This window comes from Pseudomonas sp. GB2N2 (assembly GCF_054897705.1).
This window is the reverse complement of record NZ_CM142701.1, coordinates 1,318,863-1,342,092: the sequence shown is the minus strand read 5'-3', so window position 1 is coordinate 1,342,092 and position 23,230 is coordinate 1,318,863. Positions and strand designations below refer to the sequence as shown.

24 protein-coding genes and 1 tRNA gene are annotated in these 23,230 nt (G+C 59.1%); 11 read left to right on the top strand and 14 right to left on the bottom strand.

Going from position 1 to position 23,230, the window contains the following annotated elements:
• Window positions 1-19 precede the first annotated feature (19 nt).
• Window positions 20-907, bottom strand: coding sequence for a Dyp-type peroxidase (locus ACYZT4_RS06210; RefSeq protein ID WP_461986128.1), 888 nt, complete (start codon window positions 905-907; stop codon window positions 20-22).
• Window positions 908-1,093: 186 nt separating this feature from the next.
• Between ACYZT4_RS06210 and ACYZT4_RS06205 the strand changes: the two genes are divergently transcribed.
• Together ACYZT4_RS06205 and ACYZT4_RS06200 are read left to right on the top strand one after the other, a co-directional pair.
• Window positions 1,094-2,719 (top strand): NADP-dependent glyceraldehyde-3-phosphate dehydrogenase, encoded by a 1,626-nt coding sequence (locus ACYZT4_RS06205; protein ID WP_461986126.1) that lies wholly within the window; start codon window positions 1,094-1,096, stop codon window positions 2,717-2,719.
• Between the two features lie 68 nt (window positions 2,720-2,787).
• Window positions 2,788-3,807, top strand: a complete 1,020-nt coding sequence (locus ACYZT4_RS06200) for an FUSC family protein (protein ID WP_461988563.1) — start codon at window positions 2,788-2,790, stop codon at window positions 3,805-3,807.
• Here ACYZT4_RS06200 and ACYZT4_RS06195 read toward each other — a convergent pair whose 3' ends face one another.
• A complete protein-coding gene (locus tag ACYZT4_RS06195; protein WP_461988562.1) occupies window positions 3,808-4,701 on the bottom strand; it encodes a DMT family transporter in 894 nt (297 codons plus the stop codon).
• 135 nt (window positions 4,702-4,836) lie between these two features.
• Between ACYZT4_RS06195 and ACYZT4_RS06190 the strand changes: the two genes are divergently transcribed.
• Complete coding sequence (locus ACYZT4_RS06190) at window positions 4,837-5,274, top strand: Lrp/AsnC family transcriptional regulator (protein WP_461986124.1); 438 nt, start codon at window positions 4,837-4,839, stop codon at window positions 5,272-5,274.
• 65 nt (window positions 5,275-5,339) lie between these two features.
• Here the strand turns inward: ACYZT4_RS06190 and ACYZT4_RS06185 are convergent, their stop codons facing one another.
• Window positions 5,340-6,011, bottom strand: a complete 672-nt coding sequence (locus ACYZT4_RS06185; RefSeq protein ID WP_461986122.1) for a Bax inhibitor-1/YccA family protein — start codon at window positions 6,009-6,011, stop codon at window positions 5,340-5,342.
• A gap of 123 nt (window positions 6,012-6,134) precedes the next feature.
• Here ACYZT4_RS06185 and ACYZT4_RS06180 point away from each other — a divergent pair.
• The 6 genes from ACYZT4_RS06180 to ACYZT4_RS06155 all read left to right on the top strand — a co-directional run bounded on the left by ACYZT4_RS06180 (window position 6,135) and on the right by ACYZT4_RS06155 (window position 8,931).
• A tRNA-Ser gene (locus ACYZT4_RS06180) sits at window positions 6,135-6,222 on the top strand.
• Between the two features lie 213 nt (window positions 6,223-6,435).
• A complete protein-coding gene (locus ACYZT4_RS06175; protein ID WP_461986120.1) occupies window positions 6,436-7,158 on the top strand; it encodes a zeta toxin family protein in 723 nt (240 codons plus the stop codon).
• A 3-nt stretch (window positions 7,159-7,161) separates the two neighbouring features.
• Window positions 7,162-7,338 (top strand): hypothetical protein, encoded by a 177-nt coding sequence (locus ACYZT4_RS06170; protein WP_461986118.1) that lies wholly within the window; start codon window positions 7,162-7,164, stop codon window positions 7,336-7,338.
• Between the two features lie 149 nt (window positions 7,339-7,487).
• Window positions 7,488-7,715 (top strand): DUF6555 family protein, encoded by a 228-nt coding sequence (locus ACYZT4_RS06165; RefSeq protein WP_461986117.1) that lies wholly within the window; start codon window positions 7,488-7,490, stop codon window positions 7,713-7,715.
• 106 nt (window positions 7,716-7,821) lie between these two features.
• On the top strand, window positions 7,822-8,442 hold the full coding sequence (locus ACYZT4_RS06160) for a hypothetical protein (RefSeq protein WP_461986115.1): 621 nt from the start codon (window positions 7,822-7,824) through the stop codon (window positions 8,440-8,442).
• Window positions 8,443-8,448: 6 nt separating this feature from the next.
• A complete protein-coding gene (locus ACYZT4_RS06155) occupies window positions 8,449-8,931 on the top strand; it encodes a hypothetical protein (RefSeq protein WP_461986113.1) in 483 nt (160 codons plus the stop codon).
• Between the two features lie 145 nt (window positions 8,932-9,076).
• On the opposite strand, the gene ACYZT4_RS06150 is transcribed toward ACYZT4_RS06155, so the two are convergent.
• Together ACYZT4_RS06150 and ACYZT4_RS06145 are read right to left on the bottom strand one after the other, a co-directional pair.
• Entirely contained in the window at window positions 9,077-9,274 is a 198-nt protein-coding gene (locus ACYZT4_RS06150; RefSeq protein WP_007900300.1) for a YbdD/YjiX family protein, read from the bottom strand.
• Window positions 9,275-9,289: 15 nt separating this feature from the next.
• The gene (locus ACYZT4_RS06145) at window positions 9,290-11,347 is read right to left on the bottom strand and encodes a carbon starvation CstA family protein (protein ID WP_461986111.1); all 2,058 of its coding nucleotides are present in this window, start codon (window positions 11,345-11,347) and stop codon (window positions 9,290-9,292) included.
• A gap of 348 nt (window positions 11,348-11,695) precedes the next feature.
• Between ACYZT4_RS06145 and ACYZT4_RS06140 the strand changes: the two genes are divergently transcribed.
• Together ACYZT4_RS06140 and ACYZT4_RS06135 are read left to right on the top strand one after the other, a co-directional pair.
• Window positions 11,696-13,057 carry a cache domain-containing protein gene (locus ACYZT4_RS06140; protein ID WP_461986109.1) on the top strand — a complete coding sequence of 454 codons (1,362 nt, stop codon included), beginning with the start codon at window positions 11,696-11,698 and terminating at the stop codon, window positions 13,055-13,057.
• A gap of 26 nt (window positions 13,058-13,083) precedes the next feature.
• Window positions 13,084-13,716: a response regulator gene (locus ACYZT4_RS06135; RefSeq protein ID WP_461986107.1), complete on the top strand. Its 633-nt coding sequence runs from the start codon at window positions 13,084-13,086 to the stop codon at window positions 13,714-13,716.
• A gap of 6 nt (window positions 13,717-13,722) precedes the next feature.
• On the opposite strand, the gene nirD is transcribed toward ACYZT4_RS06135, so the two are convergent.
• The 9 genes from nirD to ACYZT4_RS06090 all read right to left on the bottom strand — a co-directional run bounded on the left by nirD (window position 13,723) and on the right by ACYZT4_RS06090 (window position 22,978).
• A complete protein-coding gene (gene nirD / locus ACYZT4_RS06130; RefSeq protein WP_461986105.1) occupies window positions 13,723-14,103 on the bottom strand; it encodes a nitrite reductase small subunit NirD in 381 nt (126 codons plus the stop codon).
• The gene (gene nirB / locus ACYZT4_RS06125) at window positions 14,103-16,664 is read right to left on the bottom strand and encodes a nitrite reductase large subunit NirB (protein ID WP_461986104.1); all 2,562 of its coding nucleotides are present in this window, start codon (window positions 16,662-16,664) and stop codon (window positions 14,103-14,105) included. The genes nirD and nirB overlap by 1 nt, the downstream gene beginning before the upstream one ends.
• 90 nt (window positions 16,665-16,754) lie before the next feature.
• Window positions 16,755-16,967, bottom strand: a complete 213-nt coding sequence (locus ACYZT4_RS06120) for a hypothetical protein (RefSeq protein ID WP_461986102.1) — start codon at window positions 16,965-16,967, stop codon at window positions 16,755-16,757.
• 137 nt (window positions 16,968-17,104) lie between these two features.
• Window positions 17,105-18,715: a gamma-glutamyltransferase family protein gene (locus ACYZT4_RS06115; RefSeq protein ID WP_461986100.1), complete on the bottom strand. Its 1,611-nt coding sequence runs from the start codon at window positions 18,713-18,715 to the stop codon at window positions 17,105-17,107.
• 25 nt (window positions 18,716-18,740) lie between these two features.
• Window positions 18,741-19,832 (bottom strand): polyamine ABC transporter substrate-binding protein, encoded by a 1,092-nt coding sequence (locus ACYZT4_RS06110; protein ID WP_461986099.1) that lies wholly within the window; start codon window positions 19,830-19,832, stop codon window positions 18,741-18,743.
• A 20-nt stretch (window positions 19,833-19,852) separates the two neighbouring features.
• Window positions 19,853-20,632, bottom strand: a complete 780-nt coding sequence (locus ACYZT4_RS06105; protein ID WP_461986097.1) for an amino acid ABC transporter ATP-binding protein — start codon at window positions 20,630-20,632, stop codon at window positions 19,853-19,855.
• A 2-nt stretch (window positions 20,633-20,634) separates the two neighbouring features.
• Complete coding sequence (locus tag ACYZT4_RS06100; RefSeq protein ID WP_461986095.1) at window positions 20,635-21,411, bottom strand: amino acid ABC transporter permease; 777 nt, start codon at window positions 21,409-21,411, stop codon at window positions 20,635-20,637.
• 12 nt (window positions 21,412-21,423) lie between these two features.
• Complete coding sequence (locus ACYZT4_RS06095; protein ID WP_461986093.1) at window positions 21,424-22,230, bottom strand: ABC transporter substrate-binding protein; 807 nt, start codon at window positions 22,228-22,230, stop codon at window positions 21,424-21,426.
• 79 nt (window positions 22,231-22,309) lie between these two features.
• Window positions 22,310-22,978, bottom strand: coding sequence for a GntR family transcriptional regulator (locus tag ACYZT4_RS06090; protein WP_461986092.1), 669 nt, complete (start codon window positions 22,976-22,978; stop codon window positions 22,310-22,312).
• Between the last annotated feature and the right edge of the window lie 252 nt (window positions 22,979-23,230).

Below are 23,230 nucleotides of genomic sequence, written 5' to 3'. Positions count from 1 at the left end.
CAAGCCGGGCTCCTACAGATCAGCCGATGCGCAGCGCGCGCAAGTCCAAATGACCGTCCTTCAAGGGTGGGCACCAGTAGTAACCGCCGGTGATAGGCCGGCTCATACGGTACAAACCGTCGGTGATGCCGTCTTCGAGGCCGCTCATGCGCCGCAGTTGGGCTTCGAACGCGTCGAGGGAAAAACCGAACGCGAGGAACATCAGACCGGCGCGATCACCTTCGATCCACGGCATCGAACGGCGCACCACAAACGCCTCGGGTGCGAAGCTTTCCTGGGCCGTGCGTTTGACGTGGGCGGAGATCGGCGCGTCGTCGATTTCTTCGTTATCGATCAAGCGACGGCCCATGATGTTGTCCTTTTCATGGGACGGCATGGCGTGGAAACTTTTCAGATCATGCTGCCACTGCTGGATCGCGGCGAAGCTGCCGCCCACCAGGCCTTCTGCGCCTTCGCTCAGCAAAGCGGCGGCCACGGCGGCTTCGTCGTGGGGGTTTTCAGTGCCGTCTTCGTACCCGGTCAGGTCGTGGCCGGTCAGGTGGCGAAAGGTTTCGTTCATCTGCACCAGACGCAGGGCCGGGGCCAGAGCGGCTTCGATGGCGTTGCTGCGATTGAGCAACTCGCCACGGTCGACGCCGTGCAACCAGCACCACAGCGCGTGCTGGGTCGACGGGTTGTCGACGCCGACGCCGGTCAGCGCCGGAAACGCTCGCAGGCCGTCGATTTCCCCGTGGAGCGCCTTGACCAAAGATTCACCAAAACCAACCACCACCGACTTGCCATCCACCAGCGACATCAACTTGTCGAGCGCGGCCGGCAATGCATCGACAGATTCCAGCGCGAAGAACATATGACGGGCTTGAGGAGGAACGGGGGTGGCGAGAATGCCCGGCTGGTAGTCACTCATATGAACTCCTTGAAAAAGTGCGCGAAGTTTACCCGCAGCGTTGGCCGTTGTGTGTTCTCAGCTCAAAAGATCGTATTTTCCTGCGCGGCGGCACTTAAAAAGTCGGGGCAATAAGGCGTATAACCTGTGAAGTGAATCTGAACGGCAAGCCGCCAGCGCATGGCTTACATCACATGGAGTAGCGACATGACCACCGCACATATCCTTGGCAACCTGTTTCCCGACTCCAGCGACATCCCGGAAAAATACCGCCTCGACGGCCCCACCGAGCAGCGTGAATACCTGGTCGATGGCGAGCTGAAAACCTGGCCAGGCCCTCTCGCCCAGGTCCGCAGCCCGGTGTACCTGACCGGCGAGAACGGCGACGAACAAGTGATCCTCGGCAGCACGCCGCTGCTCGATGCCGACACCGCCCTCACCGCCCTCGACGCCGCCGTGCGCGCCTATGACCGCGGCCAGGGGTTGTGGCCGACCATGCGCGTGGCCGAACGCATCCAGCACGTCGAAACCTTCCTGCGGCACATGCGCGAACAGCGTGAAGCGGTGGTCAAGTTGCTGATGTGGGAGATTGGCAAAAACCTCAAGGACTCGGAAAAAGAGTTCGACCGCACCTGCGACTACATCGTCGACACCATCAATGCCCTCAAGGAACTCGACCGCCGCTCCAGCCGTTTCGAGCTGGAACAGGACACCCTCGGCCAGATTCGTCGCGTCCCGCTGGGCGTGGCGTTGTGCATGGGGCCTTATAACTATCCGTTGAACGAAACCTTCACCACGCTGATTCCGGCATTGATCATGGGCAACACCGTGGTGTTCAAGCCGGCCAAACTCGGTGTGCTGCTGATCCGTCCGCTGCTGGAAGCGTTCCGCGTCAGCTTCCCGGCCGGGGTGATTAACGTGATCTACGGCAGCGGTCGCGAGACGGTCAGCGCGCTGATGGCCAGCGGTAAAATCGATATCTTCGCGTTCATCGGCACCAACAAGGCCGCCAGCGACCTGAAAAAACTTCACCCGAAACCGCACCGTTTGCGCGCCGCGCTGGGGCTGGATGCAAAGAATCCCGGCATCGTCTTGCCCGAAGTCGATCTCGACAACGCCGTGAATGAAGCGGTCACCGGATCGTTGTCCTTCAATGGCCAACGCTGTACTGCGCTGAAAATCCTCTTCGTCCACGAAGACGTGGTTGAGGCGTTCATCGAGAAATTCAACGCCAAACTCGCCAGCCTCAAACCAGGCATGCCCTGGGAAAATGGCGTAGCCCTGACCCCGTTGCCGGAGTCGACCAAGGTCGATTATCTGCACGGGCTGGTAGAGGATGCCGTGAGCAAAGGCGCCCGCGTGGTCAACCGCAACGGTGGCGAATCCCGCGCGTCGTTCTTCTATCCTGCCGTGCTGTACCCGGTGACGCCGCAGATGCGTGTTTATCAAGAGGAGCAGTTTGGCCCGGTGGTGCCGATCGTGCCTTATCGGCATCTGGATACGGTGATCGATTACGTCCTCGAATCGGACTTCGGCCAGCAACTGAGCATCTTCGGCACCAACCCGGTGGCGGTCGGCCGGCTGGTGGACACCTTCGCCAACCAGGTTGGGCGGATCAACCTCAACGCCCAGTGCCAGCGCGGTCCGGACACTTACCCGTTCAATGGCCGCAAGAACTCGGCCGAAGGGACGTTGTCGGTACATGATGCGCTGCGGGTGTTTTCAATCAGGACACTGGTCGCGACCAAATTTCAGGAAAGCAACAAGGCCCTCATCAGCGAGATTATTCGCGGTCGGGATTCGAGCTTCCTGACCACCGATTACATCTTCTGAGGACACCGAGCCTGAGCACCTTCAGAGCCCAACGATTGCCACCCCTGCTGCGCCGGGTACTGCGTCCATTGCTGGACCCATACCGGCGCTATCGCCACGCCAAACTGATCCACGCGGTGCGCGTATCGGTGGGGTTGCTGGCGACCATACTGCTGACCACCGGCATCAACCTGCCCCACGGTGAGTGGGCGTCGGTGACGATGCTGGTGGTGATCGGCGGTTTGCAGCACCACGGCAACATCGGCAAAAAAGCCACGGAACGGGCCATTGGTACGCTGCTCGGCGCCAGCATCGGTTTGCTGCTGATCGCGCAACAGGCGTGGCTCGGAATGCCGTGGCTGACCTATTTTGTAATGTCGGTGGTGTGCGGGTACTTCTCATATCACGCCATCGGCAAGGGCGGTTACACCGCGCTGTTGGCGGGAATTACCGTGTCCATCGTCGCGGGACATGGCGACAACCCGATCAGCGACGGGCTGTGGCGCGGCGTGGACATCTTGATCGGGATTGCCCTGGCCCTGGCATTTTCCTTCGCCCTGCCGTCCTACGCGGTCTACTCCTGGCGCTACAACCTGGCCGATGCCTTGCGCGATTGCGCAACGATTTACGGGCGCATCATCAATGGCCAACCGGTGACCGATGACGAACACATCAAGGTGATGAATCGTTTGAACACGGTGATGGTGCAACTGCGTTCGCTGATGCCGTCCGTGTCCAAGGAAGTGAAAATCTCCATGACCGAACTCGATGCCATCCAGCGCCATTTGCGCATGTGCGTCAGCACCCTGGAAATTCTTGGGAACACTCGACCGGATGCCAATGCGCCCGACGCCATGGCGCACCTGCAAACAGCGCTGAAAGCAGAACATCGGCTGATTCGCGTGCAATTGGTGGGGATGGCGCGAGCGCTGAAATCCGGCGCGACCCAACGGCTGAGCCGGCCTGTCGAATTGCCCGCCGAATCGAACCTGGACGCGCCGGTTTACACGCCTCCAGATGGCTATCGATTATTGATCCGGCAGATGGTCAGCAATATCGGGGAGATGCGCCAAAGACTGGCCAAGACGGCGCCGCGCTGGAACATCTGATTATTGTGCAATTGTGCGCCGAAACTTCAGGCTCCAGCCTTGCTGCATGCCGGCGGCGGCCAGCAAAATCGCCGCGACACCAACCCATTGCAGCGTTTCCAGACGATGACCGAAGGCAAACCAGTCGACGAAAATCGCCGCAATCGGGTAGATGAACGACAGCGCGCCGGTCAGCGCGGTCGGCAGCTTTTGAATCGCGCCGTAAAGCAACACGTACATCACGCCGGTGTGAACCATCCCAAGCGTCACCAGGCTGGCCCACGCGCTCGGTGCCTGCGGCAGTGCCGAAAAGTGCGCGAAAGGCGCGAGCAACAATATGCCCGTGCTGACCTGAACCAATGCGATCAGATGCGGCGGTGTGCCGGTGAGGCGCTTGATGATCAACGCGGCAATTGCATACAGAAACGCAGCGCCCAGTGCCAGCGCGATCCCTACCAGATAATCGTTGCCACCTGCGCCCTGTTCACCGTGCGCACTGACAATCGCCAGCATCCCGAGAAAGGAAACGCCCAACCAAAATAGCTTCTGCAGGGTGATTTTTTCGTTGAGGAACAACGCGGCCAGGCCCACCAGCATGAACGGCTGAACGTTGTACACCGCGGTGCCGATGGCAATCGAGGCACGGGAATAAGAGCCAAATAGCAGCACCCAGTTACCGACAATCGCCACGCCGCTAAGGACCGCCAGCAGAAACGTGGTGCGAGTCAGGATGCCCGGGCGCAGCAAGCCAAATGCCGCGCAGATCAGCAACAAGGTGCCGGCGCCAAACGCGCAACGCCAGAACACTACGTCCAGCACCGGTTGCCCGGAGCCCAGGACGAACCAGCCGATGGTCCCTGAAATCAGCATGGCGGCGGTCATTTCAAATGACCCGCGACGAATTGTTTTGTCCATCATCCGACTCCTGTGTTTGAGCGCAAAGTATGTCTATCCAACCGGAGGCTTCTCCAGCGCAAAAAGCAGGCTAAACTCGGTTTATGCCTTTCTTATCAAGGCTTTTTTGAATAATTGCCTAATCGGGGTTTAGCCATGACTGACGACATTGATCAAGTGCTGATTACGGCATTGATGGAAGACTCACGGCGTTCACTCAAGGCCCTGGCGAGCCTCAGCGGGCTGTCCTCGCCCAGCGTCGCCGAACGTTTGCGCCGCCTCGAAGAACGCGGTGTTCTCAAGGGCTACACCGTCGAGATCGACCCGAAATGCTTCGGCTATCAACTCCAGGCCATCGTGCGCATCCGCCCGCTGCCGGGGCAGTTACAGGAGGTGGAGCGGCAGATCCAGGCCATTCCCGAATTCACCGAATGCGACAAGGTCACCGGCGATGACTGCTTCATCGCCCGCCTGCATGTGCGCTCGATGGAGCAGCTGGACACCCTGCTCGACCGCCTCAATACCCATGCCGAAACCAACACCGCCATCGTCAAGAAAAGCCCGGTCAAACGGCGCTTGCCACCGATGGCGTAACGCCTCACTCAAATCGCAGGCAAGAAAAAACCCGCCGAAGCGGGTTTTTTACTCAGTGCCGACGATCAATCGTCGCGGCTCATGATGCCGAAGATCTGCAACAAGCTGATGAACAGGTTGTAGATCGATACATACAGGCTGATGGTCGCCATGATGTAGTTACGCTCGCCGCCCTGAATGATGGCGCTGGTCTGGAACAAAATGCAGACCGAAGAGAACAGCACGAAACCTGCGCTGATCGCCAGTTGCAGACCGCTGATCTGGAAGAACATGCCCGCCAGTGTCGCACCCAGCAACACGAAGAAACCTGCGGTGATGAAGCCGCCAAGGAAACTCATGTCCTTGCGAGTGATCAGCACGTAGGCCGACAGACCGCCGAATACCAGCGCCGTCATGGCGAAGGCCGAGCTCACGACTTCAGCGCCGCCCTGCATGCCCAGGTAACGGTTGAGGATCGGGCCGAGCAGGAAACCCATGAAACCGGTCAGGGCAAACGCCGACACCAGGCCCCACGCGGAATCACGGAGCTTGTTGGTAAGGAAGAAAAGGCCGTAGAAGCCGATCAGCACGACGAAAATGTTCGGGTAGCCGACACGCATCTGCTGAGCAACGAACGCCATCACGCCGCTGAATGCGAGGGTGAGAGCGAGCAAGCCGTATGTGTTGCGCAGGACGCGGCTAACCTCTAGCTGCTCAACCTGCACGCCGTTATTAACTGCGTAATCCTGTTCGCGCATGGCGACACTCCTGTTGGTTTGAAACGTTCAGTCGCAAAGATCATAACAGACGCTCTGTAACAAGCTATGCAGAGAGTTTGACAGTGTGTTTCATTCAGGTATTATGGCGCCCGCAACGCAAACGGAGGTGTGGCCGAGTGGTTTAAGGCAACGGTCTTGAAAACCGTCGACTGTAACAGGTCCATGAGTTCGAATCCCATCGCCTCCGCCATCTTTATACGACAAAGCCCTGATTATTCAGGGCTTTGTCGTTTCTAAGCCTTTACACCGGCAACGATGATTTGTTCAATCGCTACCGCCGATGTTTGGCCCTTTGCGCAACGACCTTCATTCTCCTGCGCCTTGCAGATAAGCACCCGCCTGCCCAAAAATTATTCTTGAGCCCCGCCCCTGCTCTAAACTCGCGCCTTTACTGGAGGTGTGAATGACCGAAGAGGAATTGGCAATCGAGGCGCGTGCGATAACCTACGCCAAGGCGAACAGGACTCGTGTAGCCAGGGAGTTGGCATGCGTGCAGATTTTTCCGGGTGAGGCGCACCCGGTTTCGATTTTTATGGCCGGTTCTCCTGGTGCAGGAAAGACTGAGGTTTCAAAAGCCCTGATCGCCGGACTGGACAATATGGGGGCCAAAGCACTCCGCATTGATCCAGATGATCTGAGGGGATATTTCGCCGAATACTGTGGGAATAACTCCCGCCTGTTCCAGCGAGCAGTGAACACCATTGTGGAGCGACTGCATGACCTGGTGCTTTCTCAGTGCCAATCGTTCTTGCTTGATGGGACGCTCTCCAATCCGGCGGTTGCGATACGCAACGTGGAGCGTTCATTGAGGCACAATCGCCTCGTAGGTATCGTTTACGTTTATCAGCAACCGTTGCTCGCCTGGGAGTTTGTGAAAGCCAGGGAGTTGACCGAAGGCCGGAGCATTCCGAAAGCAGAGTTCATCCGACAATTGTTCGCTGCGAGAGAGGTCGTTCTGGAACTGAAAAGAAAGTTTCGGCTACAAATCCGTGTCGACGTCATTATCAAAAACACTGATGGGACCAATGAACACGTCGAATTGAACGCAGACGTTGCCGCAATTGACGCTCTCGTCACCATTGGATACTCTTCAAATCAGCTTGATCAAATTTTAACCGAGGCATAGGTCATGAAAAACAACTCAACGGCCGCCGCCAGTCCTCTCTCGAGCTTTTTCAGGGATAACTCTGAAGCTGACAAGCGGGCGGCTTACAGTTCGGCGTCTTCTAAAGCGATCGATAGCCAGCGCAAAGTGCTTGAAGAGGCGAAGAGCATCAAAGAAGCCAGGAATAACGCCTGCGCCTGACTTTTCTTTTATACAAAAACCCGCCGATGGCGGGTTTTTTATTCTGTAAAACCTGTGCACTCCACTGCCGCAGAGAAAAAACCCGAAAAACAAAAGGAACTGGCACTAAGCCACTAATGTCGGAGCGGCATCACCTGGAGAATTGGCTGATGCACGCTCGGCATTTTGAAATTACCTACAGCTTTAAAGACTCGCGTCGAATGTTCGTCCAGCCGGACTCGCACATGACGGATGAAGACGCGTGGTACTACGCGTGCCTGCATGCGGGCGTAGGCCTGCTGTATGGAGTCGATGACGCCCGGCAAAACGAGGCGCAGCTGCGCGAGTATGCTGAACAGTCCGGTGTGACCCAGGTTGCCTGGGAAGAGTTGCCCTGACTTCCCTGTTGAATGCCCTTCCCGCCTCAGGCAAAAGGTTCAACCTCCCGCTACGCTCAACACAACGAAAAGAATCTTCCTCTACAACAAAGAGGTGGACCTGCCCATGCCTCTACACCCGAAATTAACCGCGCTGGCCCTGAGCGTGCTCCTTGCTGTTGCATTGCCCGCAAGCAGCGCTCAACCCAATGTCAAAACCTGTGAATGTGAATTCAGCAGCCGCGACTATCGTGCCTACGGTACGAGTGGTGCCTGCGGTGTGTTCATGTATGCAAAAGCCAGCATCTGTGAAATCTCTTTCGTGGGCATCGGCGCCAGTTCCAATGTGCTTGATCCGATGCTCGGCGCCCACACTCTGCAGGCCCAGTTAGAAATCGCGCCGGATATTTTCAGCCGTTATCTCGAGTTCGTGAAAACCGGCGAAGTGGCGCAGCTTAGCGAACATGATTTCATCGCGCGCAGTCTTCCGGTCATGGCCCGCGCCAGCCTGTTTCGTGAAGCCCCGCACACGGCGGAGGCGCCGATCAAGCGATTGGATGCGGTGATTCAAGAGGTGGCACAAAAATACAGCGACGAACTGGAAGCGATTTTCCTCGGCAAACAACCGCCGCACACCCTCCAATGGGATGCCGAGAGTGACGTTGAACTCGGGCGCGGTTATGTGCAGATCAACTACAGAAAAGACATTCAATTGCGTGTCCTTTACTTCTCGCCAACACAGAGGTAAAGGCGCATGAACTTCACTTGCCTTGAAGAATTGTCGGACCTTGATCGAATGGGTTTGCTGGCGGCCCTGGTCATCGCCGCGATTCTACTGATCGTTGGGCTTTTTTTGTCGATTCGCCTGAAGCTCTGGCAGGCACTCACGGAGGTCAACTATGACAAGATCAAGTTGAAGCTGCCGCCTCCCCTGCTTTGCCTGCTGGCCTGTTTCGCTGTGTTGGGAGGCATTTATTGGTGGCTGAACACAAACTACCCGGCCGACAGCATTGTGTTCAGTTCCAAGGCCTGGACACTTGGCGAGATCAAGCAGCGACTGGAAACGGTATCGGGTGTGGATGTTCAACTGAAGGGGGATGTGGCGGGTTTTGCTGTGGAGAGACGGGTCAGCGGGGCCTGTGCCAGCGATGTATTGAAATCACTGTGCGGCTATTACCAGGACACGCTGGTTTGCCACAGTGAACCCGGCCGAACCATTATCGAGCGTAGACCCTGAACGTTGCTTCGCCAAACCAAATGTGCGAGCGAGCCTGCTCGCGAAGGCGTCGTCTCAGTCAAGATTAAGCTCAACTGAGACAGCGCTTTCGTGAGCAGGCTCGCTCCCACAGGTTTTTGCTTTAGATCATGACCCGCTCAGCGAATCAACAGCACTTCGGACCGGCCTTGCTCCCATATCGAGCTTCCTGGCGCTCCCGAAAGAACACCTCATAACTCATCACAGGTTTGTCCGGGTGCTTGGTCTGCATGTGCTCGACGTAAGTGTCGTAGTCGGGCATGCCGACCATCAGGCGCGCGGCCTGACCGAGGTATTTACCGAGGCGACTCAGGTCATTGAACATGCTGAAAATCCTCGATCAAGCTTGCGGAATGGCCTGGAATGGCGCTTCTTTATCCGTACGTTCCTTGGTACCCCAAGCGGCGATGCCGACCTTGAGGGCAAAGAACAGAATGCTGAAGACCACCAGCAGGAACAGCGCGGTCAGCGTTGCGTTGGTGTAGGCGTTGTAGATCACATGCTGCATCTGATCGATGCTCTTGGCCGGCGCCAGCACTTGGCCGTTGGCCAGAGCGTCACTGTATTTCTTCGCCAGGGCGAGGAAACCGATGGCCGGGTTGGCGTCGAACAGCTTGATGAAACCGGCAGTCGTAGTGCAGATCAGCAGCCATACCGCAGGCAGCATGGTCACCCAGACGTAGCGCTGGCGTTTCATTTTGATCAGCACAACGGTCGCCAGCATCAGCGCAATCCCGGCCAGCATCTGGTTGGAGATACCGAACAGCGGCCACAGGGTGTTGATGCCACCCAACGGGTCGATCACGCCTTGGTACAGCAAGTAACCCCACATCGCCACGCAACCCGCTGTTGCGATCAGGTTGGCGGTCCAGGATTCAGTGCGTTTCAGCGACGGCACGAACGAGCCAAGCAAATCCTGGAGCATGAAGCGACCGGCACGGGTGCCCGCGTCGACAGCGGTCAGGATGAACAGCGCTTCAAACAGGATCGCGAAGTGGTACCAGAACGCCATGGTGTTTTCACCCGGCAGGATGTTGTGCAGGATCTGCGCAATACCCACCGCCAAGGTTGGCGCACCACCGGCGCGAGCCAGAATGGTGGTTTCACCGATGTCCTTGGCCACCGCTTGCAGGGCTTCCGGGGTAATCAGGAAACCCCAGCTGCTGACGGTCTGCGCAACCGACACAGCGTCGGCGCCGACAATCGCCGCCGGGCTGTTCATGGCAAAGTACACGCCCGGCTCGATCACCGACGCCGCAACCATCGCCATGATCGCGACGAAGGACTCCATCAACATGCCGCCGTAACCGATGTAGCGGGCATGACCTTCGCTGGCGAGCAACTTCGGCGTGGTGCCGGAAGCGATCAGTGCGTGGAAACCCGAGACCGCGCCACAGGCAATAGTGATGAACAGGAACGGGAACAGACCGCCCTTCCACACTGGGCCGGTGCCGTCGATGAACTGGGTCAGCGCCGGCATTTTCAGGTCGGGCATGGTGACCAGAATGCCGATTGCCAAGGCAATGATGGTGCCGATTTTCAGGAATGTGGAAAGGTAATCACGCGGTGCCAGGATCAGCCACACCGGCAAGACTGCGGCAACAAAACCGTAGCCGATCAGCATCCAGGTGATCTGGATACCGGTGAAGGTGAACGCCTTGGCCCAGACCGGGTCCGCGGCAATCTGCCCGCCGAGCCAGATCGAACCGAGCAGCAGCAACACGCCGATCACCGAGATTTCGCCAATGCGACCCGGGCGGATGTAGCGCATGTAGATGCCCATGAACATCGCGATCGGAATGGTCGCCATCACCGTGAAAATGCCCCACGGACTCTCGGCCAGGGCTTTCACCACGATCAGCGCCAGCACCGCGAGGATGATGATCATGATCAGGAAGCAGCCGAACAGCGCGATGGTGCCGGGGATGCGACCCATTTCTTCACGGACCATATCGCCCAGTGAACGACCGTTGCGGCGAGTGGACATGAACAGGACCATGAAGTCCTGAACCGCACCGGCCAGCACTACGCCGGCAATCAGCCACAGCGTGCCGGGCAAATAGCCCATCTGCGCCGCCAAAACCGGGCCGACCAGCGGACCTGCGCCGGCGATGGCGGCGAAGTGGTGACCGAACAGCACGTGTTTGTTGGTCGGTACGTAGTCCAGACCATCGTTGTTGAGCACAGCAGGTGTGGCTCGATTGGGATCGAGTTGCATCACTTTGTTGGCGATGAACAGGCTGTAGTAGCGGTATGCGACAAGGTAGATAGCGACGGCTGCGACGACAATCCAGAGGGCGTTGATCGCTTCGCCGCGGCGCAGGGCCACGACACTCAGCGCAAACGCTCCCAGAACAGCCACGGCAAACCAGGCAAGGTGTTTAGCCAGACGGGGCATAGCGTGTCTCCTGCCGACAGCGTGTGACTGCGGCGGTAATTTTTATAATTGTGTCCGCTGTGCGGAGCTGGCCCAATATCCCCGCATGCCGTCTACAAATAAATCCGCGTTACTACGTACGCCGGCTCTACGTAGTTCTACGTAGACAAAACAAACCAAGGAGCCTGCTTGCTGGCTGTGGCGGTGTGACTGCTACCCCGCGCTGCCTGGATCGCCAGCAAGCAGGCTCCTACAAGTTTGCATTTCATCAGCGCCGCCAGTCATTCCGTCCAGCACCGCTACTGGACGCGCGTATCTTTGGCATATGATGCCGGCCTTCGCCTTACCCCGGTCCGGACTGGAGCCCAGATGCAGCTCAAACACAAAATCGTCGCACTCGGGATACTGCCGCTGGTGTTGGCGATCGCCGTCATTTGTGCGCTGGTGATTTCCCTGAACCGGCAGCTGGGTGACCAGCAGGCGCAACTGATCGAAGACAGCATCCTGGCCAGCAAGCGCGCCGAGTTGAAAAACTACGTGGAAATGGCCAAGAGCCTGATCGCGCCGCTGTATGACGACGGCCACGGTGACGCGCACGCCCAGCAGCAAGTGTTGGAGGAACTGCGCAAGCTCAGTTTTGGCATCAATGGGTATTTCTTCGTCTACGACCGCGAAGGCCGCAGCCTGATGCACGCGCGGCAATCGGACCTGGTGGGCCAATACCTGTGGGACATGAAAGACCCGCACGGTCTGCCGGTCATCCAGGCCTTGCTCAAAAGCGCGCAATCCGGCGAAGGCTTTCAGCGTTACGCCTGGAACAAACCCTCCACTGGCCAGGTGACCGACAAACTCGCCTACGTGGTGATGCTTGATCGCTGGGGCTGGATGCTCGGCACCGGGATTTACCTGGAGGACGTTGAACGCGCCACCCAGCAAGCGCGTGACGAGGTGGCCCACGGCATCCGCAAAACCATGCTGGCGATTGCCGCCGTGGCGCTCGTGGCGGTGCTGTTTGTGTTCGCAAGCGGCATGACTCTGAACGTTAGCGAGCACCGTCTGGCCGACAAGAAACTGCAACGGCTGACCCAACGCATCGTCAGTCTGCAAGAGGAAGAACGCTCGCGGGTTTCCCGAGAGTTGCACGACGGCATCAGTCAGGTCCTGGTCTCGATCAAGTTCCAGTTCGAACTCGCCAGCCATGTGCTGGAGAACGGACAGGACAAAGGCCTGAGCATTTTAAGAGAAGCCACGACACGCCTCGGCGACGCGATCGGCGAAGTCCGCAGCCTCTCTCACGACTTGCGCTCATCCCTGCTCGACACGCTCGGCTTGTCCGCGGCCATCGGCCAACTGGCCGAGGAGTTCGAGCAACGCAGCGGCCTGACGGTGACTTACAACGACAACGAATTCGACTGCCATCTGGTCGATGGCGCAGCGGTCTCGCTGTTTCGCATCGTGCAAGAAGGCTTGACCAACATTGAGCGCCATGCAGAAGCAAAAAACGTTTCCATCAACCTGCACGGCTCTGAAGAATCCATTCGACTGACGGTGATCGATGACGGTGTAGGCTTCAACGTCGCCCAGGTCGAACGCCGTCAGGCCGGCATCGGCTTGCGTAATATCCGCGAACGCGTCGAGCATTTCGGTGGCCGGTTCGAGCTCATTTCAGTCCCCGGAAGAAGTGAACTGGACGTGCTGCTGCCGATGAAAACCCCCGGCGCAAAACGCTGACCCGACAATAAGAGTGAATGCCCGTGATGAACCTGCCCTCCCCGATCCGCGTCGCCCTGGTCGACGATCACTCTCTGGTCCGCGACGGGATCAGGGCGCTGCTGTCCGTAATGGCGCCACTGGAAGTGGTCGGTGAAGCCGAGAATGGCGCGGACGCCATCGAGATGGTCGGCCGCTGTCAGCCGGACCTGTTGCTGGTCGATATCAGCCTCAAGGACATCAACGGCCTGGAGCTGACCCGGTTGCTGCGCAGCCAGTACCCGGCGCTGAAAGTGCTGGTGTTGAGCATGTACGACAATTACGAATACGTCAGCGAATCCGTCCGCTCGGGCGCCAGCGGCTATGTGCTGAAGAATGCGCCGTCACGGGAAATCATTGCCGCCATCGAAGCGATTGCCAGCGGCGGCACGTTCTACAGCGCCGAAATCGCCCAGCGGCTGATCGCCGATAAAAGCACCGACAGTGAGCTGACGCCGCGCGAAAGCCAAGTGCTATACAAAATGGCCCAAGGCATGAACAACAAGGAAATGGCCCGCGACCTCGACATCAGCGTGCGCACCGTAGAAACCCATCGCCTGAGCATCCGCCGCAAGCTCAACATTGACAAACCGGCGGCGCTGGTCAAATACGCGATCGATCACGGGATCATTTCCAGATAATCCGCCTCAATTCATTCCGATTTCCACCACATCACCGTTCAAGCGCACCGGCCACACCCGCAAGCGCTGGTGCGGGAATTCCAGGCAACTGCCGTCCGCCAGCCGGAAGTGCTGCTTGTAGATCGGCGAAGCCACCACCAGATCACCCTTGATGCTGCCGATCAAACCGCGGCCAATCACGTTCGCCCCGGATTGCGGGTCGTGGTTATCGATGGCGTAGAGGGTTCGGCCCTCGGCGCCCGGCAGGTAAAACAGCGCCACTTGCGCGCCGTCGAGCCACACGACGACACCCGAATCGCAGACCAGATCCTGCTGCCCGCACACCGATTGCCACACTTCAGTCTGGGTCAGGGCATTGATGTTGCGTTGGGTATTAGACGGGCTCATCAGGCAATCTCCTCGGTAACCGAAATCAGGTTGAGTGCTGCGGCCATGATCGGGCGCCGCTGACCGCGCTCCTGGATAAAATGGATGTCCGGGTCCGGGCGCTTGTCGTTGACGAAGGTGCGGAAGCGTTTGAGTTTTTCCGGGTCTTTGAGCGCATTCGCCCATTCGCATTCGTAGCGGTCGACGACCAGTTGCATTTGCGATTCAAGTTCCGCGCCAAGTCCAAGGCTGTCGTGGATGATCACGTCCTTGAGGAAGTCGAGGCCGCCCTCCAGCGTCTCGCGCCACACCGAGGTGCGCTGCAACTTGTCAGCCGTGCGGATGTAGAACATCAGGAAGCGGTCGATGTAGCGGATCAGGGTGTCATCGTCGAGGTCAGTGGCGAACAGTTCGGCATGACGCGGGCGCATGCCGCCGTTGCCGGCGATGTAGAGGTTCCAGCCTTTTTCCGTGGCGATCACGCCGACGTCCTTGCTTTGAGCCTCGGCGCATTCGCGGGTGCAACCGGACACGGCGAATTTGAGCTTGTGCGGCGAGCGCAATCCCTTGTAACGATCCTCGATAGTCAGGGCCATTTGCACGCTGTCCTGCACGCCGTAACGGCACCAGGTGCTGCCGACGCACGACTTCACTGTGCGGGTGGATTTGCCGTAGGCGTGCCCGGTTTCGAAACCGGCTGCGATCAACTCGGCCCAGATGTCCGGCAGTTCATGCAACTGCGCACCAAACAGGTCGATGCGCTGGCCGCCGGTGATTTTGGTGTAGAGGTCGTATTTTTTTGCGACCACGCCGATCGCAATGAGCTTGTCAGCGGTGATCTCACCACCGGGGATACGCGGCACCACCGAGTAGGTACCGTTTTTCTGCATGTTAGCCATGAAGGTGTCGTTGGTGTCCTGCAACGGCACCAGCGACGCGTCCATGATTGGCTGGTTCCAGCACGACGCGAGGATCGAACCCACGGCCGGCTTGCAGACGTCGCAACCGGTGTGGCCACGGCCATGTTTGGCCAGCAGTTCTTCGAAGGTGATCAGCCCTTCTACTCGCACCAGCGCATACAACTCCTGACGGGTGTAGGCGAAGTGTTCGCACAGACTTTTGTCGACACTGACGCCACGGGCAATCAACTCATGTTCGAACACTTGCTTGAGCAAACCGGCGCAACCGCCGCAGCCTGTACCGGCCTTGGTCTGCGACTTGAGCACACCGAGATCGGTGCAGCCGCCGTCGATGGCCGAGCAGATGGACCCCTTGTTGACGTTGTGGCAGGAGCAAACGGTGGCTGTTTGAGGCAACGCGCCCGGGCCAAGCGTCGGCGCGCCTTCGGACGAGGGCAGGATCAGGGAGGCCGGCTCAGACGGCAGCGCAATCGCGTTCTGCATGTATTGCAGCAGCGTGTCGTAATAGCTGTTGTCGCCGACCAGCACCGCGCCGATGACGTGTTTGCCCGAGGCATCCACCACCAGGCGACGGTAGCTGGCCGTGGTCTCGTCGATGAACTGGTAACTGCGCGAGCCCGGCGTGTGGCCATGGGCGTCGCCGATGGAACCGACGTCGACGCCGAGCAGTTTGAGTTTGGTCGACATGTCGGCGCCCATAAAAGGCTCGGAGTCACCTTTGCTCAAACGTGCCGCCACACCGCGCGCCATCTGGTAGCCCGGTGCGACCAGGCCGAACAGGCTGCCATTCCACGAAGCGCACTCGCCGATCGCGTAAATGTGCGGATCGCTGCTCAGGCATTCGTCGTTGATCACCACGCCACCGCGCGGCCCAATGTCCAGCGCGCATTGACGGGCCAGCGCATCTTGCGCGCGGATTCCGGCGGAAAACACGATCAGGTCGGCTTCGAGAAATTCGTCATTGGCGAAATTCATCCGATAGCGATAGTCCTCGCCCGCACTGATCGATTGAGTCGCGCGGGACAGGTGCACACCGACGCCCAGCCTTTCGATCTGCGACTTGAGCGCCAGCCCACCCCTTTCATCCAGCTGCACCGGCATCAGCCGTGGAGCGAATTCCACCACGTGCGCTTCCAGGCCCAGGCTCTTCAACGCATTCGCCGCTTCAAGGCCCAAGAGGCCACCGCCAACCACCACGCCACGTCGGGCGTTAGCAGCGGCGGCGCGGATGGCGTCGAGGTCTTCGAGGGTTCGGTACACCAGGCGCGAATCGCCCTGCGCGCCTTCGACCGGTGGCACAAACGGGTACGACCCGGTGGCCAGGATCAATGTGTCGTAAGGCACGCAGCCTTGCGCGGTAATGACCTCGCGTCGGGCGCGGTCGATCTCCAGCACCGGCACGCCCAAATGCAGGGTGACGCCCGGCGTCTGGTACAGCGACGCATCACCCAGTGCCAAAGATTCGGCATCACGCCCGGTGAAGTATTCGGACAAATGCACACGGTCGTAGGCACGCATCGGCTCTTCGCTGAACACGTGCAAACGGTAGTGGTCAAGCGCACCGCGCTCGATCAACTGCTCGACACAATGATGTCCGACCATGCCATTGCCGATCACGATCAGCGTTTGCAATTTGTTCAACGCGGCAACAGTGGAGTTCATAAAAAGCACCCGGCCAATACGATTCAAAAAGCAAAAAAAAACGCCTGAAACCTTGCGGCTCCAGGCGTCTTTGCCTGTTCTTTTACGGTGTCAGCACCAGACGTCTATGCCTGAGCCACCGATGTTGCCCACGAATCGATCGTCGTTGACCGAGGGGCTGCCCACTCGACTGTAATCGGGGTGGGCCTGATGGGTGTGTTGCAGTGTTTGTGCCAGATTGGGGAAGTGCTGTGGTTGCTGCGTGCACAGGCCGAAACCGCGAGCCTCGACCCGACGTTTTGCCTTCGCATAGTGCAAAGGCACGCATCATGGCGTCATAAAAGTGCACGCAAAAGACTGGAACGCGGACACAGATCCCCTGTGCCGGTGACACCAGAGAACTGGGTCCTGAAAGACGGCACGCGCCAAAAAGAACGCCGAAGTCCACACCCCCACCGTGTTTACCAAGCCGCGATATGAGAATCCGCCCTGGGTTCGGTGCCACCACAGAGCACGCCACTCACCGGGTCGCGCAGGATGATCTGCCCTCGTCCGTAATCGGTCAGGTCGCTGGCAATCTGCACCTCATGCCCTCGCCGCGCCAAGGCATTGGCCAAATCCCGGGAAGCGCCCTGTTCGATACCGACCTTCATCCCTCCGAGCCATTGCCAGCGGGGAGCATCCAGAGCCGCTTGCGGGTTGAGGCCAAAATCCACCAGGTTCATGACCATCTGTACATGGCCTTGAGGCTGCATGTAGCCGCCCATGACACCGAAGGGGCCGAGCGCCTGGCCGTCCTTGGTGAGGAAGCCAGGGATGATGGTGTGGAAGGTCTTCTTGCCCGGAGCCAGGCAGTTGGCGTGCGCCGGATCGAGGCTGAATTCCTGCCCGCGGTTCTGCAGGGCGATGCCGCTGTCGGGCAGCACCACGCCGGAGCCGAAGCCGTGGTAATTGCTCTGGATGAACGAAACCATATTGCCTTGCGCGTCGGCCGTCGCCAGGTACACGGTGCCGCTGGCGTGGGGGTCGCCGGGCTTCGGTGGCCGGGCCTGGTCCTCAATCTGCCTGCGGCGCCGAGCGCTGTAGTCATCACTCAATAATTCGGCCACTGCCACCCGCATGTGCAACGGGTCAGTGATGTAGTGCAGACCGTCGCTGTAGGCCAGCTTCATGGCTTCCAACTGGCGATGCCACGTCTGTTGACTGTCGCGGTGATCGAAATCGAAGCCTTCGAGAATCTTCAATGCCATCAGCGCGACCAGGCCCTGCCCGCTCGGCGGGATTTCCCAGACATCGACCCCACGGTAGTTGACGTGGATCGGGTCCACCCATTGGGCCCGGAAATGCGCCAGGTCCGTGGCTCGCAAATAGCCGCCAGTGGCCCGGGAATGGGCATCCAGGCGTTGGGCCAAGGCTCCGCGATATAAGCTCTCGCAGCGGCTGGCGGCGAGTTCTTCGAGCGTCCGCGCCTGAGCCGGGTTGCGGAAAATCTCCCCCGCCTCTGGTGCGCGACCGTCAATCAGGAAGGTCTCGAACCAGGCGTCCAACACTGGATTGCGATGGGGTGTGAACTCATCCAGAGCGATCTGCCATTGATGGGCGACCACCGGCGACAGCGGAAAACCGTCCCTCGCCAGGCTGATGGCCGGTTGCAGTAAATCGGCGAACGGCAGTGCACCGAAGCGTTCCGACAGTTCCGCCCAGGCTGAAGGACAACCGGGCACGGTCACCGGGGTCCAGCCATAGAGCGGCATCTGCTCATGGCCGGCAGCCTTGACCGCTTCGATGCTCAGGCCGGCCGGAGCATGGCCGTTGGCGTTGAGACCATGCAACTGGCCCTTGCACCAGACCAAGGCAAAGGCATCGCCACCCAGGCCGCAGCCAGTGGGCTCAACCACTGTGAGTGCCGCTGCTGTGGCGATGGCGGCGTCTATCGCATTGCCGCCCTTTTGCATGATTTCGATACCAGCCTGAGCGGCCAGGGGCTGGGACGCGGCGATCATGCCCCGACGGGCGAAGACGCTTTGGCGTTGCGACGGATAAGGGTACTCATGAGCAGAGAATTTCAGCATGGCAAAGGCTCTTCAAAACGGGGATTCATTGGCCGGATTTGACGCGGTTCCACTCGCGGGTCATCAGGCGCTGGATGTTTTCCGGCAGGCCGGCGGAGACGAAGGTATGACTGATCACTTCGTCACCGGGGTAGATTCCCGGATTGCCGCTGACCTTGGGGTCCATCAGGGCGGTGGCGTCTTTGTTGGGGTTGGCGTAGCCCACATAGTCGCTGACCGGCGCAATCACTTCGGGGCGCAGCAAGTAGTTGATCAGGGCATGCGCGTTGGCAACGTTACCGGCGTCCTTGGGAATCGCCAGCATGTCGAACCAGAGGTTCACCCCCTCTTTGGGAATCAGGTAGCGGATGTCGATGTTTTTCCCCGCTTCCCGCGCCCGGCTCTGGGCCTGCATCACATCGCCGGAATAACCGATGGCCACGCAGATATCCCCGTTGGCCAGGTCGGCGGTGTATTTCGATGAGTTAAAGTAGGTCACCGAGGGCCGCAAGGTCATCAGCAGTTTCGAGGCCTGCTTGTAGTCGTCGGGCTTGACGCTGTTGGGGTCCAGACCGAGGTAGAGCATGGCTTGTGGAATGATCTTCACCGGTGCATCAAGAAACGCCACGCCGCAGCTTTTCAGCTTGGCCAGGTTGTCTGGATCGAAGACCAAGGACCATGAATCCAGCGGCATCTCTTTACCCAACACAGCCCGGACTTTTTCCTCGTTATAGCCGATGCCCACGGTGCCCCACATGTAAGGCACGGCGTAGTGGTTGCCAGGGTCGGCGGCTTCCAGGCGCTGCATCAGGCGCGGGTCCAGATGCTTCCAGTTATCCAGCAACTCCCGTTGCAGCGGCTGATAGGCGCCCGCGCGAATCTGCTTGGAAAGAAACTGGCTGGAAGGCACCACCACGTCATAGCCCGAGTGCCCCGAGAGCAACTTGGCTTCGAGCATTTCGTTGGTGTCAAAGATGTCGTACTGAACCTTGATGGCGCTGCTTTTTTCGAAGTTCTTAAGCGTGTCGGGGCCGATATAGTCGGACCAGTTGTAAACCTTCACCACCGGGTCGGCGGCGTGGCTCGCGGACACTATCGCGGCACAGCACAGGGCCGTGAACAAGCTCGATATACGCATCGTGAATATCCTTGTGAGTCTCACAGCACGCGGCTGAGAAAGGCTTGAGTACGGGGATGACTGGGGCGACTGAAAATCTGTTCCGGCGGTCCCTGTTCGATAAGTTCGCCCTGATCGAGGACCACCACGCGGTCGGCCACTTCGCGGGCGAACCCCATTTCATGGGTGACCACCACCATCGTCATGCCGTCCTCGGCAAGTTCCTTCATTACCTGCAAGACCTCGCCGACGGTTTCCGGGTCGAGGGCGCTGGTGGGTTCGTCGAACAGCATCGCCTGGGGTTTCATGGCCAGGGCTCGGGCGATGGCCACCCGCTGCTGCTGGCCGCCGGATAACATGGATGGAAAATGGTTGGCCTTCTCCGCCAGTCCGACACGTTTGAGCAGCGCCTGCGCTTGTTCCACGGCAGCCTTTCGCGGCACACCCAACACCTGCATCGGCGCTTCTATGATGTTTTCCAGCGCGGTCATGTGCGGGAACAGATTGAAGCGCTGGAACACCATGCCGATATCCCGACGCTGACGGGCGATGTTGCGCTCCGAATCGCGCACCAGGCTGCCGTCAGTGCGCGTGCGATAACCCATGGGCTGACCGCTGACACGGATCTGACCGGACTGAATCTCTTCCAGCAAATTGATACAGCGGATAAAAGTGGTCTTGCCCGAGCCCGAGGCTCCGATCAGCACCACCACTTCGCCTCGTCGTACTTGCAGGGAAATCCCCTTGAGAATCTGCAGATCGCCGAAGGACTTGTGAATGTCCAGCGCCTCGATGATCAGCTCGTCACTTTTGTGCGCCATGGTTAACGTCCCCTCAGCAGTTTCAATGTGCTGCGACCGAACATCCGGCTGGCGGCCGGCGGCGGCGACGAAGGTCGATCCGATTGGCCGAAACGCGTCTCCAGCCAGCGCTGGAAGAAGCCCCACAGCGTTGTGAGCAACAGGAAATAGATCGCCACCACGAGGTACAACTCGAACACCCGGAAGGTCGCCGAGGTGACCATCTGAGTGCTGAGCAGCAGTTCCTGCACACCGATCACGCTGACCAGGGTGGTGTTCTTGAGCATCACGTTGAACTCGTTGCCGAGCGGCGGAACAATGACCCTAAACGCCTGCGGCAGAACGATACGGCGCATCAGCTTGGCGAAGGTCATGCCAAGAGAACGTCCCGCCTCGTACTGGCCCTTGTCCACGGCGCCGATGCCGGCGCGAATGATCTCGGCCATGTACGCGCCTTCGTTGAGGCCCAGGGCAATGATCGCAGCCTGGATATTGCCGGGGATCACCAGCCCGAACAGGTCGATGTCTTCGAAGCGGAAAATCCCGCCCGCCGCCAGTGCGGTGTAGAGAAAGACGATCTGTACCAGTAACGGCGTGCCGCGCATCAGCCACACATAAAAACGCACCGGCAGATGCAGCAAGGGGTTCTTCGACAACCGCAGCAACGCCGCGGCCAGCCCCAAAGCACAACCCAACACCATCGCCAGCACACTGATCAGACAGGTCAGCCACAACCCTGTGAGATACACCCCACTGGGCTGCAACAGGTACTGCCAGAACACATCCCAATTGAAATTCATCAACGCCTTACCTCAATCGAGAGTGTCGCTGTCGACGTGCCATTTACCCAGAAGCTGGCTGTAGCTGCCATCGCTGCGCATGTCGGTCATCACCTGCTGCACCGCGGCACCCAGTTGCGGATCATCCTTGCGGATGCCCAGCCCGGTGAGGATCCGGCTGAAGGCGGGAACACCTTCCTCGAACAGGTCCGGAGCCATGGCGGCGTAATAACCGGCGGTTTCCACGGTGGTGCCGTAAGCGTCAACCTGGCTGATGCGCAGGGCCTGGAATGCATCGGTGTCGGTGTTGTAGACCACCAGTTTCATGGGGGGCTTGCCGGCTTTGCCCAGGGTGTCATTTTCGGCGTCGAGCAGGGTTTTGATGGTCGAACCGTTGAGCACCGCGATCTTGTGCCCGGACAGGTCCGGCAGTGTCTTGAGGGCCTTTGGATTGCCCTTGGGCACCACGACCGCCTGGCTGGAATACATGTAGTTGACGATGTCGATCACTTCGCGGCGCTCGGGCTTGTCGAACAGCTGGTCGACGATCATGTCGCACTGTCTGGCCAACAGGGCCGGCAGCAAGCCGGAGAAAGGAATCACCCGCCACTCGACTTTCTTGTCGCCCAGGCGCTTGGCGATTTCCAGGCCCAGGTCGACGGTCAGGCCCTTGGGTTTTTGTGCTTCATCGAAGGACACCAGGGGCGGTGAATCCATCCCGGAGCAGTAGGTGAGCTTGTCGACTTCAAGCAAACGCTCCGGCACCGTGGGCGCGGCAATCGCCCACGGTGTACAGAGTCCCAAGGAGATTGCAGCGATTAAAATGCGAGACTTATGCATGACCAGACACTCCAGTTCGATTAGTAACGCGGCAGTACTCAAAGTCAAAACACCGGCGGGCTAGAGACCCGCTCTATCGTTATTTTTCTGATGTCAGAAACTTGATCAACTCAGGGACAGTGCCTTCGATGTGTTCGCGCACGACCGTCTCGGCGTGGTCGGCATCGCCGGCGCGAATCGCATCAAGGATCACCGCGTGTTCCTGGCGTGCACTCAAGGGCTTTTCCACATGTTGCAACCAGAGGCGCATCGGGGCTTCGATCAGCGAGTAGAGGGCGCTGATCTGCTTCACCAACCGCGGGCGGCCGCTGAGGCTGCACAGGTATTCATGGAACTTGCGGTGCCGACTGACCCACGCCGCACTTTCGTCGCGGTAGTCGTCCATTTCATCGAGCAATCGCTCCAGGGCCGCCAATTGGCGGTCGCCGATCTTCGGCACGGCGATGCGAATCGCCAGGCCTTCCAGGGCGCTACGCATCTCGAAGACTTCGTGCATTTCTTCGATATCCAGACCGCTGACAATCGCCCCCCGATTAGGCCGCAGCGTCACCAGGCCCTGAGCATCGAGACGGCGAAAGGCTTCGCGCACGGGCATTCGACTCATGCCGATTTCACTGGCGATGTCCTCGGCAATCAGGCGGTCGCCTTTGCGAAAACGACCGCCACAAATGCCTTCCAGAAGAAAGTTGTAGGCCTCTTCCTCGGCGGTGACTGGCTGGCGGTCGGCGTAGTCGGGAGCGAACTGCATGGCAAGGCCTCTGTATTTTTGTATCCAATTATCCAAAGAGAGCACAGCCCGTGCCAAATCGCGCTTGAACGATTCAAGCACTTGAATTGGATGGTTTAAATCAGAGGTGGGCGGTGTGCAGCGCTGTGGATTCCCGACATCGGCAGGAAAAAATTGCTACCTATTGGCTCATTGCGAGGCCCATAAAGGTGCAAAACGGTAGCCGGGTAACACTTGTCGACAATAGAACCAGCAGTCAACTACAGCTTTCGA

Coding starts and splice junctions, on each gene's coding strand:
- ACYZT4_RS06210 (WP_461986128.1), bottom strand. CDS start 907: ATGAGTGACTACCAGCCGGGCATTCTCGCCACCCCCGTTCCTCCTCAA.
- ACYZT4_RS06205 (WP_461986126.1), top strand. CDS start 1,094: ATGACCACCGCACATATCCTTGGCAACCTGTTTCCCGACTCCAGCGAC.
- ACYZT4_RS06195 (WP_461988562.1), bottom strand. CDS start 4,701: ATGGACAAAACAATTCGTCGCGGGTCATTTGAAATGACCGCCGCCATG.
- ACYZT4_RS06190 (WP_461986124.1), top strand. CDS start 4,837: ATGACTGACGACATTGATCAAGTGCTGATTACGGCATTGATGGAAGAC.
- ACYZT4_RS06185 (WP_461986122.1), bottom strand. CDS start 6,011: ATGCGCGAACAGGATTACGCAGTTAATAACGGCGTGCAGGTTGAGCAG.
- ACYZT4_RS06175 (WP_461986120.1), top strand. CDS start 6,436: ATGACCGAAGAGGAATTGGCAATCGAGGCGCGTGCGATAACCTACGCC.
- ACYZT4_RS06170 (WP_461986118.1), top strand. CDS start 7,162: ATGAAAAACAACTCAACGGCCGCCGCCAGTCCTCTCTCGAGCTTTTTC.
- ACYZT4_RS06165 (WP_461986117.1), top strand. CDS start 7,488: ATGCACGCTCGGCATTTTGAAATTACCTACAGCTTTAAAGACTCGCGT.
- ACYZT4_RS06160 (WP_461986115.1), top strand. CDS start 7,822: ATGCCTCTACACCCGAAATTAACCGCGCTGGCCCTGAGCGTGCTCCTT.
- ACYZT4_RS06155 (WP_461986113.1), top strand. CDS start 8,449: ATGAACTTCACTTGCCTTGAAGAATTGTCGGACCTTGATCGAATGGGT.
- ACYZT4_RS06150 (WP_007900300.1), bottom strand. CDS start 9,274: ATGTTCAATGACCTGAGTCGCCTCGGTAAATACCTCGGTCAGGCCGCG.
- ACYZT4_RS06145 (WP_461986111.1), bottom strand. CDS start 11,347: ATGCCCCGTCTGGCTAAACACCTTGCCTGGTTTGCCGTGGCTGTTCTG.
- ACYZT4_RS06140 (WP_461986109.1), top strand. CDS start 11,696: ATGCAGCTCAAACACAAAATCGTCGCACTCGGGATACTGCCGCTGGTG.
- ACYZT4_RS06135 (WP_461986107.1), top strand. CDS start 13,084: ATGAACCTGCCCTCCCCGATCCGCGTCGCCCTGGTCGACGATCACTCT.
- nirD (WP_461986105.1), bottom strand. CDS start 14,103: ATGAGCCCGTCTAATACCCAACGCAACATCAATGCCCTGACCCAGACT.
- nirB (WP_461986104.1), bottom strand. CDS start 16,664: ATGAACTCCACTGTTGCCGCGTTGAACAAATTGCAAACGCTGATCGTG.
- ACYZT4_RS06115 (WP_461986100.1), bottom strand. CDS start 18,715: ATGCTGAAATTCTCTGCTCATGAGTACCCTTATCCGTCGCAACGCCAA.
- ACYZT4_RS06110 (WP_461986099.1), bottom strand. CDS start 19,832: ATGCGTATATCGAGCTTGTTCACGGCCCTGTGCTGTGCCGCGATAGTG.
- ACYZT4_RS06105 (WP_461986097.1), bottom strand. CDS start 20,632: ATGGCGCACAAAAGTGACGAGCTGATCATCGAGGCGCTGGACATTCAC.
- ACYZT4_RS06100 (WP_461986095.1), bottom strand. CDS start 21,411: ATGAATTTCAATTGGGATGTGTTCTGGCAGTACCTGTTGCAGCCCAGT.
- ACYZT4_RS06095 (WP_461986093.1), bottom strand. CDS start 22,230: ATGCATAAGTCTCGCATTTTAATCGCTGCAATCTCCTTGGGACTCTGT.
- ACYZT4_RS06090 (WP_461986092.1), bottom strand. CDS start 22,978: ATGCAGTTCGCTCCCGACTACGCCGACCGCCAGCCAGTCACCGCCGAG.